General features: G+C 60.9%; 14 protein-coding genes. 2 read left to right on the forward strand and 12 right to left on the reverse strand.

What is annotated here, in order from left to right:
- Positions 1 to 28 precede the first annotated feature (28 nt).
- The 5 genes from BJF91_RS07520 to BJF91_RS07540 are packed head-to-tail and all read right to left on the reverse strand — an operon-like array spanning position 29 to position 4,374.
- On the reverse strand, positions 29 to 796 hold the full coding sequence (locus tag BJF91_RS07520) for an SDR family NAD(P)-dependent oxidoreductase (RefSeq protein WP_075613889.1): 768 nt from the start codon (positions 794 to 796) through the stop codon (positions 29 to 31).
- 22 nt (positions 797 to 818) lie between these two features.
- Positions 819 to 1,568, reverse strand: coding sequence for an SDR family NAD(P)-dependent oxidoreductase (locus BJF91_RS07525; protein ID WP_075613890.1), 750 nt, complete (start codon positions 1,566 to 1,568; stop codon positions 819 to 821).
- Complete coding sequence (locus BJF91_RS07530; RefSeq protein WP_075613891.1) at positions 1,565 to 2,410, reverse strand: ABC transporter permease; 846 nt, start codon at positions 2,408 to 2,410, stop codon at positions 1,565 to 1,567. The genes BJF91_RS07525 and BJF91_RS07530 overlap by 4 nt, the downstream gene beginning before the upstream one ends.
- A 1-nt stretch (position 2,411) precedes the next feature.
- Positions 2,412 to 3,308, reverse strand: coding sequence for an ABC transporter permease (locus BJF91_RS07535; RefSeq protein WP_075613892.1), 897 nt, complete (start codon positions 3,306 to 3,308; stop codon positions 2,412 to 2,414).
- Entirely contained in the window at positions 3,301 to 4,374 is a 1,074-nt protein-coding gene (locus BJF91_RS07540; RefSeq protein WP_075613893.1) for an ABC transporter ATP-binding protein, read from the reverse strand. The genes BJF91_RS07535 and BJF91_RS07540 overlap by 8 nt, the downstream gene beginning before the upstream one ends.
- A gap of 616 nt (positions 4,375 to 4,990) precedes the next feature.
- On the opposite strand from BJF91_RS07540, the gene BJF91_RS07545 reads away from it, so the two are divergent.
- The gene (locus tag BJF91_RS07545) at positions 4,991 to 5,989 is read left to right on the forward strand and encodes a GntR family transcriptional regulator (RefSeq protein WP_075613894.1); all 999 of its coding nucleotides are present in this window, start codon (positions 4,991 to 4,993) and stop codon (positions 5,987 to 5,989) included.
- A 17-nt stretch (positions 5,990 to 6,006) separates the two neighbouring features.
- Here BJF91_RS07545 and BJF91_RS07550 read toward each other — a convergent pair whose 3' ends face one another.
- From BJF91_RS07550 to BJF91_RS07570, 5 genes are read right to left on the reverse strand one after another with little or no spacing between them, the layout of a single operon-like run.
- The gene (locus BJF91_RS07550; RefSeq protein ID WP_075613895.1) at positions 6,007 to 6,987 is read right to left on the reverse strand and encodes a 5-oxoprolinase subunit C family protein; all 981 of its coding nucleotides are present in this window, start codon (positions 6,985 to 6,987) and stop codon (positions 6,007 to 6,009) included.
- Entirely contained in the window at positions 6,977 to 7,852 is an 876-nt protein-coding gene (locus BJF91_RS07555) for a 5-oxoprolinase subunit B family protein (protein ID WP_075613896.1), read from the reverse strand. Before BJF91_RS07555 ends, BJF91_RS07550 begins: the two co-directional genes overlap by 11 nt.
- Entirely contained in the window at positions 7,852 to 9,258 is a 1,407-nt protein-coding gene (locus tag BJF91_RS07560; RefSeq protein ID WP_075613897.1) for an acetyl-CoA carboxylase biotin carboxylase subunit, read from the reverse strand. The genes BJF91_RS07555 and BJF91_RS07560 overlap by 1 nt, the downstream gene beginning before the upstream one ends.
- Positions 9,255 to 9,503: an acetyl-CoA carboxylase gene (locus BJF91_RS07565; protein WP_075613898.1), complete on the reverse strand. Its 249-nt coding sequence runs from the start codon at positions 9,501 to 9,503 to the stop codon at positions 9,255 to 9,257. The genes BJF91_RS07560 and BJF91_RS07565 overlap by 4 nt, the downstream gene beginning before the upstream one ends.
- A gap of 12 nt (positions 9,504 to 9,515) precedes the next feature.
- Positions 9,516 to 10,289 carry a 5-oxoprolinase subunit PxpA gene (locus tag BJF91_RS07570; RefSeq protein ID WP_075613899.1) on the reverse strand — a complete coding sequence of 258 codons (774 nt, stop codon included), beginning with the start codon at positions 10,287 to 10,289 and terminating at the stop codon, positions 9,516 to 9,518.
- 277 nt (positions 10,290 to 10,566) lie between these two features.
- Here BJF91_RS07570 and BJF91_RS07575 point away from each other — a divergent pair, with 277 nt between their 5' ends.
- A complete protein-coding gene (locus BJF91_RS07575; RefSeq protein ID WP_075613900.1) occupies positions 10,567 to 11,478 on the forward strand; it encodes a LysR family transcriptional regulator in 912 nt (303 codons plus the stop codon).
- A 28-nt stretch (positions 11,479 to 11,506) separates the two neighbouring features.
- Here BJF91_RS07575 and BJF91_RS07580 read toward each other — a convergent pair whose 3' ends face one another.
- Entirely contained in the window at positions 11,507 to 12,964 is a 1,458-nt protein-coding gene (locus BJF91_RS07580; protein WP_075613901.1) for an NAD-dependent succinate-semialdehyde dehydrogenase, read from the reverse strand.
- Between the two features lie 91 nt (positions 12,965 to 13,055).
- Positions 13,056 to 13,979 (reverse strand): 2-hydroxyacid dehydrogenase, encoded by a 924-nt coding sequence (locus BJF91_RS07585; protein WP_075613902.1) that lies wholly within the window; start codon positions 13,977 to 13,979, stop codon positions 13,056 to 13,058.
- Between the last annotated feature and the right edge of the window lie 131 nt (positions 13,980 to 14,110).

Raw genomic sequence — 14,110 nt, forward strand, 5'->3', positions numbered from 1 at the left:
TGCCGGTTTTTCTTGTTAATTCGTCTGCTCAGTAGCGCCCGACCAACAGGCCACCGTCGACGACCAGCACCTGGCCGGTCATGTAGCGGGCGGCGTCGGAGGCAAGGAAGGCGATGACATCGGCAATGTCCTCAGGCGTGCCGAGCCGGCCCATGGGGATAAATTCGGCAGCCTTTTCGGCCCCAACAGGCCCAAGCGAGTTTTCCTCGGACAGCAATTGCGCGGTCCTGATGTAGCCGGGCGCGATACCGTTGACCCGCACGCCATCGCGAGCCAATTCCACAGCAAGTCCGCGCACGAGACCGATCACCCCGGCCTTGGCCGAGGAATAATGCACATGCTCGTCCCAGCCATAGGCAATGCCCATGATCGAGGACAAAGCAACGATGGCGCCGCTCTTGCGCGCCCGCATACCGGCAGCGGCCGCGCGCACCAGACGGAAAATTCCCTTGAGGTCGATGTCGAAGGTCAGGTCCCATTTTTCGTCGGTCAGCTCGGCCAGCGGCACCCGATGGGCAATGCCAGCATTGGCGACGATCACGTCGATCCGGCCAAGCCGGGCCTCGAGATCTGCCACCAGTGCGTCGGCGGCCGTGGCGGAACGGACATCGTAATGGTGAAACTCGGCAGACCCGCCAGCATCCCGGATGGCCTTCACAACGCCCTCGCCTTCGGCATCCAGGATATCGGTGACGACGACATGATCGCCAAGCGCGCCGAAGGCCTTTGCGGCGGCCGCGCCGATGCCGATCCCGGCGCCGGTGATAACAACGATCCGCTGACGTGCTGTGCTCATGGTGTCACTCCCTTTCCTCGCATCAAAGCATCACATCGCCGGAATTCGGCCCCAGCGTCTGGCCGACGAAAAGGCCAGCATCGGTCGAGGCCAGGAAGGAGACGGCAGCCGCCACTTCCTCCGGCTCACCGAACCGGCCGAGTGGCAGTTGCGCCTTTTTGGCAGCGCGCCAATCCTCAGAAAGACCCATGACCAGAGGCGTATTGATCGGCCCCGGCGCCACGGCATTGACCCGGACGCCACGCGAAGAGACTTCACGGGCGAGCGCTTTGGTCATGCCGATTATCGCCGCCTTGGCACCGGAATAATGCACCAGCTCGACACCGCCGATCTGGCCGAGCTGCGAGGCGATATTGATAATCACACCGTTTTCCCGCTCCAGCATCGAGGGCAGAACCGCCCGGGTCATCAGGAAATTGCCACGCACATGCACAGCAAACATTCGGTCGAAATCGGCGACTTCGAGATGTTCGAACAGCGCCTGATGGGCAATGCCGGCATTGTTGACCAGAAGCGCCACCGGCCCGTGGGCGACGACCGCAGCCGCACAGATCGCTGCGACTTCCGCTTCCTTTGAGACATCGCCGGCATAGGCGGTGGCCGTACCTCCCGCAGCAACGATTTCATCGGCGACTGACTGTGCCCGCTCAAGCGAGAGATCGTTGACCAGGACGCCGTAACTGTCTTTCGCAAGCCTGAGCGCGATGGCACGACCGATGCCGGAACCAGCACCTGTGACGATGGCGGAAGGAAGAGCGGGTTTATCCATCATGCGTCCTCCTGCACGGCGATGCGCCGGGCGCGGCGCACCGAAAGCCCCATCAGCACGGCATAGGTGCCGAGCAGCGCGAAGGAAAACAGCGTCGTCAGCACGCCGAAGGCAAAGACATTCGGATGCACTTCCACGGAAAACGTGCCGTAGATCGCCAGCGGCAAGGTCAGGTCGCGGCCGGAGGCAAACAGCGTGCGGGAAAACTCGTCATAGGACAGCGTGAAGGCAAACAGCATGGCCGAGAGCACCCCGGGAAAGATCAAGGGAAAAGTGATCTTGCGGAAGGTGCGGATCGGGCTGACGCCAAGCGACCATGCCGCCTCCTCAACGCTGGGGTCGAAGCGATTGAAGATCGCCAGCATGACTAGGAAGGCAAACGGGAAGGTGTAGACGACATGCAGCACGAAGGCCGTGCCCCACCAATGCCGATCGATGCCAAGCGTATTGGCCACCAGTGCCATGCCGAGCCCGACCAGCACGCCCGGCACCATCATGCCCAACACGATCAGGTAAAACACCAGCCCTGACCCTTTGAAATGGCTGCGGAAGGCCTGGGCGGAGACCACACCGAGCACTGTGGAGACGATCATGGTCATCACGGCCAGCGCCATGGAGCGCACCAGGGCATCATCGATCGGCAGCGGCGCAATGCGCGATGGCGGCGTGAGGCCGAACAGGTGCTTGTACCAGTAGAGCGACCACTCGATGATTGGAAACTGCGGCCCGCCCTCCGGTCCGGTCTGGAAAGAGAGGATGGCGAGTACCACCAGCGGCCCGTAGAGAAACACCAGGAACAGCGCGGTATAGACGCCAAGCCCGAATTTGACGGCTCCGGAATTCATTCTACAATTCCTTCCTGAGATCGACGACCCTGAGAAGTGCTGCCACGACCAGGCCCATCAGCAGAGTCAGCACCACACCCGCCACGGCGGCGAAGGCCCACTTCAGCGACCCGACCTGGGTTACGATGATATTGCCGAGCAGATTGACCTTGCGGCCGGAGAGAGCGGCGGAGGTGGCGAACTCCCCGAGCACCATGACGGAGACGAAGATCGCGCCGACGACCACACCCGGCATCGACATAGGCAGGATGATGGTACGGAAGATGCGCCAGAAGCCCGCGCCGAGATCCTGGGCGGCTTCGATGATCGCAGGTTCGATCCGACCCAGCATGAAAGCGATCGGACCGACCATGAAGACGCAGTAGATCTGGGTCATGCCGATGATGACCGAGAGTTCGGAAAACAGCAGCACTTCAATTGGATGGGTGACGAGGCCAAGCTTCATCAGGATCATGTTGATCGCACCTTCCTTGCCGAGCATCGGCCGCCAGGCGAGAACGCGGATCAGGAAGGAGGTCCAGAACGGGATGACGCAGAGCACGAGGAGCACGGTCTGCAGCGTCTTGTTCTTGACGAACAGGCCGACGAACAGCGCGGCGGGATAGCCGACGACGACGGTGGCAACGAGCACCAGCAGCCAAATGCGGACTGTGGTCCAGAGCGCGCCGAGATAGGTATCGCTGGAAAAGAAAGTGATCCAGCTTTGCAGGGTCAGCACCGGCTTGATGGTGAATGTGGTCTGCGTCCAGAAGGACACATAGACCATCATCAGGATCGGCAGGACCAGGAAGAGCAGCATCCAGACGACGCCGGGGAGCACCAGCCAGAAGGCCATCCGCGAGGGCTTGGCCGCTGGCTCCGTCACGGTCACTTCCTCGGTGAGAACAGGGTTATGCATAGACAAGTGCGTGCTCCTTGTTCCAAACCAGCGCATAGCGCCCCTGCGGCTCCAGCACCGGGCGAGTGTCCTTGCTCAGATGCGTTTCGACTTCGAGAAGCGTGCCGTCTTCGGTGGTGAAGAAGGAGTAGACGGCAGAACCTGTATATTCCTCGGCCAGGAACTGTGCCTCGATGGCCGCCTCGTCTCCTCCCAATCCAGTTCCGGTTGGACGAATGGCAATACGGTCATGACGAATGGCATAGGCGGGTGTCGCAGCTGTCTGCCGCAAGCCGCCAAGGGGCAGACGCCCGGCAGGTGCGACAAAGCTTTCGCCGTCGATGCGGCCGGAAAACAGATTGTAGCAATTGAGAAAACGGGCCACGTCTGATGAGGCCGGACGATTGTAGATACTATCGGAATTGCCGGTCTGGGCGATACGTCCGCGGTCGAGCACCAGAACAACATCACCCATGGCGAGCGCCTCGGTTTCGCTACCGGTGACATGCAGAAAGGCGACACCGCAGCGCTCGCGGATCTCGCGCAACTCATTGCGCATCCTGGCACGCAGATTGGCATCGAGCGCGCCGAGCGGCTCGTCCAGCAGCACCATTTTCGGCTCGGTCACCAGGGTGCGGGCCAGCGCCACGCGCTGTTTCTGGCCGCCGGAAATCTGGGTGACGGCGCGATCCTCAAGCCCGGTCAGGCCGACCAGCGCGATCATCGCCTGCACCCGGTCGGCGATCTCGCCAGCATTGGTCACAGGCGCAAGCTCGCGGTTTGTGAGGCCGAAGGCAATGTTGTCGCGCACGCTCAAATGCGGAAACAGCGCAAAATTCTGAAAGACAAAGCCGATGCCGCGCCGGTGCGGCGCCACATCCTGCATCGAGCGCCCGCCAAAGCGGATCGAGCCCGCCTCGCAGCGCTCGAAACCGGCGATGACCCTGAGCAGCGTCGTCTTGCCGGAACCACTCGGCCCCAGCAGCGAAATATAACTGTTATCGGGCAGCGACAGGCTGAGGCCATCCAGCGCGCGGCTGGCGCCAAACGTCTTGACCAGATTGTTGAGCTCGAGCACGGGGGTCACATCGGTTCTCGCCAGTTGCGCCGGAACACTCGCCTGCGATCCTTCAGGCAAGCCGAAGGTGTTTGCGCCTTTCGACAAGGCGCATTGCAGGATCGGGCATTACGGCATTTTTTAATCAGTTCCGCTCGTCAGCGCTTCTACGGCGCGATCATGTCGGAGCATGGCATGGATGTTTTTTGTATTCAATGTTCTTTTTTATCTTTTTTGAATTCAGTTGATTTTTAGGGGTTCTCGAGCTGATCCACATCCAGCCCAAGCGCTAAAACATCAGCATTGTGCGCAAAGTATCAGGCAGAAGGCGCTCTATACAGTGCATGCCACAGCCTCAAGCCTCAAAGTCACATATCGATCAGCCACAGTCGGTAGCCGCACTTGACTAAATTGACCTTGCAATAAAATGCCTATTGCACACGATATTCACAAAATAGATAATCATCCGCCAGGCGCTGGTGGACAATCATCCCATCGAGGCGATTTCACATTTCATCGCAAACCGGAAATAGGTTATCTCCTTGTTTTAACGCAATTCCACCGCCCCGCAGCCATTGCCGCCTTCGCGAACACACAGCAAGTAGGTCCCATTAAAACGTGATGCCAAAACCATGACGGCAACCAAATGACCACACAGCCCGGCCAGCGCCGCTACGACATTGCCGAGACGGTTCTGCGCGCCAACATTGCCGAAGGGCTTTTGCCTGAAGGACTTGTCCTGCTCGAAGGCCATATTGCCGATATGCTGCAAATGTCGCGGGCGCCGGTGCAGCATGCGCTGCAATCGCTGGAGGCCAAGGGGTTGGTGCATCGGTTCCAGGGGCGCGGCTATCTGGTTGGCGCTGCCGGACGCGGCATCGAGCCGCTGCGCACCGACATCCGCCAGATCGGGCTTGCGATCAACCAGCATGCCGACACTGCCCTGCAAAGTCGCGCCTCTTGGGAGCGGATCTACGACACCGTCGAGCGTGACGTCGCGGGCTGCGTCGTCTTTGGCCGCTACCGCATCATCGAGAGCGAGCTTGCCAGCCATTTCAACGTCAGCCGCACCGTGGTGCGCGACGTGCTGGCGCGGCTCAGCGAACGCGGACTGGTGCGCAAGAACCAGAGTTCGCACTGGATCGCCGGACCTTTGACGGCCCAGACAGTCAAGGATCATTTCGGCTTGCGCGCGATGCTGGAGCCGCAGGCCCTGACTTCGGCGGCAGCGCAGATCGACCGCGCCGCCCTTGAGGCGCTTCTCGCCCGCCTGCAACGGCTGGAGCGGGACCATCCCGAGGACAGTTTGTCCGATATGGACGACCTGCAGGCATGCTTCATCGACACATGCATTCTCGCCACACCGAATGAGCGTTTGCGGGAACTGATCCGTAACAACTTGCTTCCGGTCACGGCGACCACCAGCCTGCTGGCCCATCTCGGCCTGCCGGCGGATTTGACGACGATCACAGAACTCCGCCTGGTCGTAGAATTGCTGAGCCGGGGCGCGACGACGGCGGCCGCGGCCATGCACGAAACTCATCTGGATGCGGCGCTGAACCGGACGATCGCACAAATGAAGATCGTCGCGATCATTCCCGATCCGGGCGCGACGGCGGCCTATCTTACCCGTGTTCAGGAATAGATGGGCCGCTGGTCTGGTCATGGGTTTCGCCCCACAGCAGTCCGGATCTGCGCCAGCAAGGCCTGCCGCTCGCGTCGCGCCGCAAGCGCTTCCTCCATGCTGACCTTGACAAACCGAGCAGGCATATGCGGCTGCAACTGCCCGATCAGGTCCATATCGGCCGAAATCACCGTGCCGAGCATGAAATAGCCGCCGCCCGACACTGCATCGCGATGAAGAACGATCGGCTCCGTGCCGCCGGGCACCTGGATCGAGCCATAGGGATAGCAGCTATCAACAATATTCGACGGATCGGAACCCGCACCGAAAGGCGGCGTGCGCGGCACGAAATCCAGCTTTCGTCCGCCGCGAAACCGGTAACCCATGCGATCGGCCTCAGGTGCGACCTTCCACTCATCCTCGAAGAACTGGCGCCCGGCATCTTCCGTCAGCCGGTCCCAATAGAGGCCGGGCAGAACCCGCAACTGCGCAGGCTTGCCCGGGCCGCGCCGCAGAGGCTCGGGAACGGTGCGACCTTCGGCAACCATGGCCGCCTGCCCCATCGGCAAATCGTCACCGACAGCCAGCGGCCTGCCTTGAAAGCCGCCCAGCGCACCGATGGCATAGGTGGAGCGCGAGCCGAGCGCCAGAGGCACATCGATCCCACCGGCAATGGCGATATAGATGCGGGCGCCCTTTTTCAGATAATCAAAGCTGAGCACCTGACCGGCTTTGACCTTGAAACTTGTCCAGCCCGGCCGCTCCTCACCATCGAGCCGCACCGGCATGTCGGCGCCGGTCACCGCGACCATGGTATCGGCACCGAACTCCAGCTTCGGACCGATGAACACAGCTTCAAGCCCTGCCGCGCCCTCGTCATTGCCGACGAGCAGATTGGCGGCCCTGAGAGCCAGCCGGTCCATAGCGCCGCCAAGCGGAATGCCGAGATGGAAATAGCCGGGGCGACCGAGATCCTGAACCGTTGTCGCAAGCCCCTGATGCAAAACCTTAATGACCATGGAGAAGCCCCTCCAGCTTGGCATTGTAGCCGTCAATATCCTTCTGGAACTCGGCAAGATCGAACCGCACTTCACGGATTGGCGGGACGAACAGCCCCTTGTCGACCTCTTCCACCGCCTGGTCGTAGCCGTCGCGGTCAACAGGCTTGAATTTGACGATATCGCCGGGCCTGAAGAACACCATGAAGTCGCGCAGGTAAGACGTCGTCTGGGTCGGATCGTAGATCGGCATCGGCGTGATACCGAACATCTGATAGCCGCCGGCGCCGCGCACCGAATAGATGCAGCCGAAGCAGCCACCGTGACCAACGGTCAGGCGCGGCGTATCGGTGCGGGGTCGCAGATATTTCGGCACTTCAATCTGCCGCTGGCGCTCGACCATCTGATACATGAACGGCAGGCCGGAGACGAAGCCGACCATGGACACAAACCAGGGCGAGCCGGCATGGGCGGCAATGAAATCCTCCACCGTTGCGTAATTATTGATCCGGGCAGCGTAGTCGAGATCAGTCCCGCTGGGATCCTGATGGCGCTCGCGAAACCGCATCAGTGTTTCATGCGTCCAGGGGTCGCCGTAGAAGACGGGGATTTCGACGATACGCGTGGAAATTACGGGCGCGGCGCCAGAGGCCGCCGTCTCGATGGCCTTGACCTCCTTCAGGAGATCGTCGGGGTGGATGATGTCGGGATCGAATTTAACTTGAAAGGACGCATTGGCCGGGCAGATCTCGGTTATGCCCTTGATGCCAGCCTCACCGATTGCCTTGGTCATCGACAGCGAGGCGAAGAAGGCGTGGAGCGACATCGCCTCGCTGCATTCCACGAACAGATGTTCATCGCCTCCAAATGTATAGCGCATCGCCATCAGTGCTTCTCCTTCGCTAAAACAGGTGCGACTGACGCCACGGGAGACGCCGCAGGAAAGGCGGTCTCGAGCCATGGCTCAAGAAACCGCGTGTGAAAGTCTGCCCTCTTCACCGAGGCATCAGCCGCCAGCTTGCGGTGCAACGGCACGGTCGTGGCAAGCCCGCCGATTTCGAAATGCTCGAGTGCGCCGGCCAACCGCGCAAGGCAGGCATCCCGGTTCTCACCCCATACGATCAGCTTGCCGAGCAGCGAGTCGTAAAAGGGCGGCACCTGATAGCCCTCGTAAAGCATCGTATCGAAGCGGATGCCTTCGCCTTCCGGAATGTTGAGCGTCGAGATGGTGCCCGGGCCAGGCAGAAAGCCCTTGGCCGGGTCCTCGGCATTGATCCGGCATTCGATGGCATGGCCGTTCAGCCGGACATCTTCCTGACGCAGCGACAGGCGGGCGCCACCGGCGATCCGGATCATTTCCTGGACGAGATCGATGCCAGTAATCATCTCCGTGACGGGGTGCTCGACCTGAATGCGGGTATTGACCTCGATGAAGTAAAATTCGCCGCTCTGCTCGTCATAGAGATATTCAACCGTGCCCGCGCCGCGATAGCCGACCGAACGGGCGAGCGCCACGGCACTGTCGCACAGCGCCCTGCGCACATCGGCGGGTAGGCTGACGGACGGCCCCTCCTCCCAGACCTTCTGGCGGCGGCGTTGCAGCGAACATTCCCGCTCAAAACAATGGATCGCGTCAACGCCATCACCAAGGATTTGCACTTCGACATGTCGAGCGCGGGTGATGACCTTCTCGATATAGAGCCCACCGTCGCCAAAGGCGGCGAGCGCTTCCGCGGACGCCTGGGGGAAATGCCGCTCGAAATCGGCAAGCGTTTCCGCAATACGAATGCCGCGCCCGCCACCGCCGGCAGCGGCCTTGATCATCACGGGAAAGCCGATCTCCTCGACGACAGCCCTTCCAGCATCGAGATCGTCCACCCGGCCGTTCGAACCCGGCACGGTCGGCACGCCGGCCTGCATTGCGACCTTGCGGGCCTCGACCTTGTCGCCCAGCAGCGAAATCGCCTCATGGCTCGGGCCAATGAAAATCAGGCCCGCATCGGTGACCGCCTTGGCAAAGGCAGCATTCTCGGACAGGAAGCCATAGCCTGGATGGACAGCATCGACGCCACTTTCAAGCGCCGCCTTCAGCACCGCCTCGATATTGAGATAGGATTTTGCTGCCGAGGGCGGACCGATTTCGATGGCAGCGTCGGCCATTTTAACCGCAAGCATATCGCGATCGGCAGCAGAATGGACCTGCACGGTGCGGATACCCAGCGCCTTGGCCGCCCGGATGATCCGCACGGCGATCTCGCCCCTGTTGGCCACGAGCAGCGCGGAAATGGTCATGCGCCAACCTCGACTTCAGCAATTACCTGGCCAGCCATGATCGGTTCATTGTCGTCGGCGAGGAAGCGCAGGCCAGCGCCTGACGCATCCGCGTGGACCTCGTGAAAGGTCTTCATCACCTCGATCAGCCCGATCACCTCGCCTGCGGCAATTGGATCGCCATCGTTCTTGAAGGCTGCGGCATCGGGGGAAGGCTTGCGGTAGAACGTGCCGGGCAGTGGCGAGCGGATTTCATGAACGGGCATGGCGGCCTCCGATTACTTGAGGATCTCTGACAGGGGAGAAATGCGGATGCCCTCGGCCGACAGGGCCTCGCGCATATGGCGGGCGATATCGAAGGCGCCCAGGGTGTCGGAATGGAAGCAGATCGTCTCGAAGGGTATATCGATGTCCTTGCCAGTGACGGCAGTCACCCGGCCTTCCAGGCAGGCGCGTAGCACCTTGCGGGCGATTGCTGCCGGGTCCGGACGGCCGGCATCGCGGGTAAAGACGATTGAGCCGCTCTCGTCATAATCACGGTCGGCGTAAAACTCTCTTGCCACCGGCTGGCCGGCTTCTCGGGCAGCGATTTCCGTCGCCGATCCCGCCATGCAGAGAATGCAGGCATTGGGGCTCGCGACGCGCATGTAGTGGACGAAGGACTGCGCCAACTCAGGATTGGCCGCCATTTCCATGTAGAGCGCCCCATGCGGCTTAACGTGCTGCAGGGTGGCGCCGTGGCGCCGCAGGAATTCTTTCAGCGCACCGACCTGATAAACGATGTCATTGACCAATTCGCGGGAGGTGCCGTTAATCTTGCGGCGGCCAAAGCCCTGGAGATCGTCATAGCCGGGATGCGCGCCGATGCCGACGCCATGGTCCACCGCCAGCCGCACCGTCTCGTCCATCAGGTTCGGATCACCGGCGTGAAAGCCGGTTGCGATATTGGCGGAGCTGATCAGCGGCATCAGCGCCGCATCGCTTGTATCTCCGACACGCCAGCGGCCAAAGGCCTCACCCAGATCGCAGTTGATATCGACAGTATCTCGCACACGAATTTCCTTTATGCCTTTGTTTTATGCAAAAAGTCATCTTGCTCGTATTTGCGTCAGAAAACGCTAGGTAAAATCCACTCATTTGAAAAATAGTATTTTCGGAACGCCGATATCGGTTTATCTAATAGTCGCGACAGCAGGGTTTGATCAGCGAGAAATTGGAAAATCAGCCCTTTTGGCGCCGATACTGAGTAGCATCAACAAGACCATGCAATCCTAAGCTTCCGCCATCTGATTTTTAGATGAAACCTTCTAAAACAAATAGGGACCCACGATGTCGCTGAGCCTCCGTCAGATCCGCTACTTCGTCGCAACGGCCGAGTCCGGCCAAGTGTCGCAGGCGGCTATCAACCTTGCGATTTCACAATCGGCGGTCACCATGGCGATCAAGGAACTGGAGACGATCGTCGGGGCACCGCTGTTCGAGCGGACGCCGCACGGCATGGATCTGACGGAAACCGGCCGGTTGCTGCTATCGCAGGCCTATGACATCTTGCGCAAGGTCGACGATATCGAAACGTTGATGCCGGCAGCCGGCCCCCTCAGCGCCAAGCTGCAGGGTCGGCTCAGCGTCGCCGCAAGCTATACGGTGATCGGCTATTTCCTGCCGCTGCATATTGAGCGGCTGAAACGGCAGTTTCCGGGCATGGAGATACAGCTGTTCGAGTTGAACCGCGAAAGCGTCGAGGAAGGCCTGCTCGCAAATCGCTACGACATCGCCGTGCTCTTGACCTCCAACATCCTCAATCCGGAGCTGACGACGGAAACGCTGCTGAATTCGCAGCGCCGGCTCTGGCTGCCGACCCGTCACCCACTGCTGTCGAGGCCGTCGGTGGGGCTTAAGGAGGTCGCGGAGGAGAATTACATCATGCTGACGGTGGACGAGGCCTCGCATACCACGCTGAAATACTGGAGCCAGACGCCCTATCAGCCGAAGGTGACGCTGCGCACCTCCTCGGTCGAAGCGGTGCGCTCGCTGGTCGCCAACGGTCAGGGCGTTGCCATTCTTTCAGACATGGTACACCGGCCCTGGTCGCTGGAGGGCCGGCGGATCGAAACGGTGAGCCTGACCGACCCGGTGCCATCGATGGATGTTGGCCTGGCCTGGCGGCGCAATGCCGAATTTACGCCCGCCATGGAAGCCTTCCGGGCCTATTTCCGCCGGGCCTTCCATATCCCGGGGTGACAGCGCCACCCCGGAGATAGCTGAAAGATTATTCCAACCCACCGATGTGGAAGGTTTTCATCTCAAGGAACTCGTCGATGCCGACCTGGCCGCCTTCGCGGCCGAGACCGGACTGTTTGACGCCGCCGAAGGGCGCGACTTCCATGGAAATCGCGCCGGTGTTGAGGCCGACCATGCCGGCTTCAAGCGCCTCCGCCACCCGCCAGGAGCGCTTCATATTGTCCGTATAGAAATAGGCGGCAAGGCCGAAAGGCGTGCCATTGGCGATCTCAAGCGCCTCTTCCTCGGTCTCGAACTTGAACAGCGGCGCAACCGGGCCAAACGTTTCTTCGCTGGCCAGCTGCATGTCTGTGGTGGCGCCAGTCAGCACGACCGGTGCGGTAAACTGCTTGCCCTGCGGCAGGCGGTGGCCTTCGGTGACGACCTTGGCGCCCTTGGAAACGGCATCCTCGACATGCTGTTGTATCTTGGTGATCGCGGCCTCGTTGATCATCGGGCCGATGGCAACACCATCCTCCGTGCCAGCACCAACTTTCATAGCGTTGACGCGGGCCGAGAGTTTCTGCGCGAAGGCATCGTAAACGCCTGCCTGCACCAGGATGCGGTTGGCGCAAACGCAGGTCTGACCGCCGTTGCGGAACTTGGAGACAAGCGCGCCCTCGACCGCGAGATCGAGATCCGCGTCGTCAAACACGATGAACGGCGCATTGCCGCCAAGCTCCAGGCTGAGCTTCTTGATCGTGTCGGCAGCGCCGCGCATCAGCAGCGACCCAACCCGAGTCGACCCGGTGAAGGAAATCTTGCGCACCGCATCGCTTGCCATCAATTCGTTGCCGATTTCGGTCGGCATGCCCGTGACGATGTTGATGACACCGGCCGGAATCCCGGCGCGTTCAGCAAGAACGCCCAGCGCCAGCGCAGAATACGGCGTGAAATCGGAGGGCTTGATTACCACGGTACAGCCAGCGGCAAGCGCCGGGCCGACTTTGCGGGTGATCATCGCATTCGGGAAATTCCAGGGCGTGATGATGCCGCAGACGCCGACCGGCTCCTTCAGCACGAGGATGCGCCGGTCCGTGGTTGGCGAGGGTATCGTATGACCGTTGGTGCGGCGCGCCTCTTCGGCAAACCATTTGACGAAGGAGGCGCCGTAGCGAATTTCACCGCGGGATTCGCTGAGCGGCTTGCCCTGCTCCATGGTCAGGATCAACGCCAGATCGTCGACATGCTCGATCATCAGGTCATGCCAGGCTTCCAGCAGCACGGCACGCTCAGCATTGGTCTTCTTCTTCCAGAGCTTGAAGGCCTTTTCGGCTGCGGCAATGGCAGCGCGGGCATCGTCGGTTCCCATGTCAGGCACGGTGCCGATCACAGCCTGAGTGGCGGGATCGATGACATCGATCGCCTTTCCGGAGGCCGCATTGACCCACTGTCCACCGATCAGGCCCTGCTGGCGCAGCAACGTCTTATCTTTGAGAGTATGCATGGAAAATCCTTCACATTGAGACGGCTTCGCGGTCATGTTGTACGAACAACGGACCGCTCCGGCCGTAGGATCCGTCGGAGATGGGCAATCTTTAATAGCCGCGGCTGCGATCAACAAGGCCAATCATGGTCAAGCCAGCGCGATGGCGCCTGATATTGTCGATCACGGCAAGCGCTGCCGTCTGCGGCTGGGTGACGCTGGCAATATGCGGGGTGATGATCACGTCCTGCCTTTGCCAGAGCGGGTGACCGGGCGGCAACGGCTCGGGATCGGTAACGTCAAGCACGGCCGAGGCGAGGTGACCGCTATCAAGCGCGGCAATCAGCGCTTCATGATCCAGTTGGGGGCCACGACCAGCATGCACCAGCGAGGCGCCGCGCGGCAATTGCGCAAACAGTTCGGCATTCAGAAAATGCCGCGTTTCAGCGGTGAGCGGCAGAAGGCAGACGAGAATATCGGTCTGCGCCAACAAGCCGGGCAAGGCTTCGGCACCAGCATGACAGGTGACGCCTTCAATCTCGCGGGCCGAGCGGCTCCAGCCTGACAGCGCAAAGCCGAAAGGCCTCAGCCGCTCCAGCGCCGCCTGGCCCAGCATGCCTAGACCCAGAATAGTCACCCGCCGCTGCGGCGCCTGCACGGCGAGCTGCGCGCGCCATTCCCCTTGCCGCTGCTGCCCGAGATAGGCGGGCAGATTGCGATGGAGCGCAAGTACGGCAAGGGCGATATATTCCTGCATCATCCGGACAATGCCGTCTTCCACCATCCGCACCAGCATCACGCCGGCAGGCAGGCGAGCAGGATCCATCTGGTCGACCCCGGCACCGATCGAAAACAGCACTTCGAGATTAGTGTAGCGGTCGATATCCTCGGGCATCGTCCATGTCAGGAGATAGCGGATCGCAGTCGGATCGACGTCTGCAGGCGCGATATGAAACGCGAGATCGGTCAGTTCACGCGCAAAGGCTTGCGCAAAAATTGCGCCGCGCGCCGGATCGGAGTTGAAGAGAAAGGCCATGATCGTCCTGACGCCATGTGCCGCAATCGCCCCTTCGACTGAAGACGCTCTGCGGCAAAGAGTGATTTGTGGGTGAGATTAGCGCGATTTTGCCTGATGGCATGCCGCACTTCGTTGCCCATTCGACAAAA

The sequence above is a fragment of the Gillisella taibaishanensis genome (assembly GCF_001938985.1).
GTDB lineage: Bacteria > Pseudomonadota > Alphaproteobacteria > Rhizobiales > Rhizobiaceae > Allorhizobium > Allorhizobium taibaishanense.

What these genes read in the sequence shown, in the direction of transcription:
- BJF91_RS07545 (WP_075613894.1), top strand. Translation starts at nt 4,991, where the DNA reads ATGACCACACAGCCCGGCCAGCGCCGCTACGACATTGCCGAGACGGTT.
- BJF91_RS07565 (WP_075613898.1), bottom strand. Translation starts at nt 9,503, where the DNA reads ATGCCCGTTCATGAAATCCGCTCGCCACTGCCCGGCACGTTCTACCGC.
- BJF91_RS07535 (WP_075613892.1), bottom strand. Translation starts at nt 3,308, where the DNA reads ATGCATAACCCTGTTCTCACCGAGGAAGTGACCGTGACGGAGCCAGCG.
- BJF91_RS07550 (WP_075613895.1), bottom strand. Translation starts at nt 6,987, where the DNA reads ATGGTCATTAAGGTTTTGCATCAGGGGCTTGCGACAACGGTTCAGGAT.
- BJF91_RS07530 (WP_075613891.1), bottom strand. Translation starts at nt 2,410, where the DNA reads ATGAATTCCGGAGCCGTCAAATTCGGGCTTGGCGTCTATACCGCGCTG.
- BJF91_RS07555 (WP_075613896.1), bottom strand. Translation starts at nt 7,852, where the DNA reads ATGGCGATGCGCTATACATTTGGAGGCGATGAACATCTGTTCGTGGAA.
- BJF91_RS07585 (WP_075613902.1), bottom strand. Translation starts at nt 13,979, where the DNA reads ATGGCCTTTCTCTTCAACTCCGATCCGGCGCGCGGCGCAATTTTTGCG.
- BJF91_RS07520 (WP_075613889.1), bottom strand. Translation starts at nt 796, where the DNA reads ATGAGCACAGCACGTCAGCGGATCGTTGTTATCACCGGCGCCGGGATC.
- BJF91_RS07525 (WP_075613890.1), bottom strand. Translation starts at nt 1,568, where the DNA reads ATGATGGATAAACCCGCTCTTCCTTCCGCCATCGTCACAGGTGCTGGT.
- BJF91_RS07560 (WP_075613897.1), bottom strand. Translation starts at nt 9,258, where the DNA reads ATGACCATTTCCGCGCTGCTCGTGGCCAACAGGGGCGAGATCGCCGTG.
- BJF91_RS07580 (WP_075613901.1), bottom strand. Translation starts at nt 12,964, where the DNA reads ATGCATACTCTCAAAGATAAGACGTTGCTGCGCCAGCAGGGCCTGATC.
- BJF91_RS07575 (WP_075613900.1), top strand. Translation starts at nt 10,567, where the DNA reads ATGTCGCTGAGCCTCCGTCAGATCCGCTACTTCGTCGCAACGGCCGAG.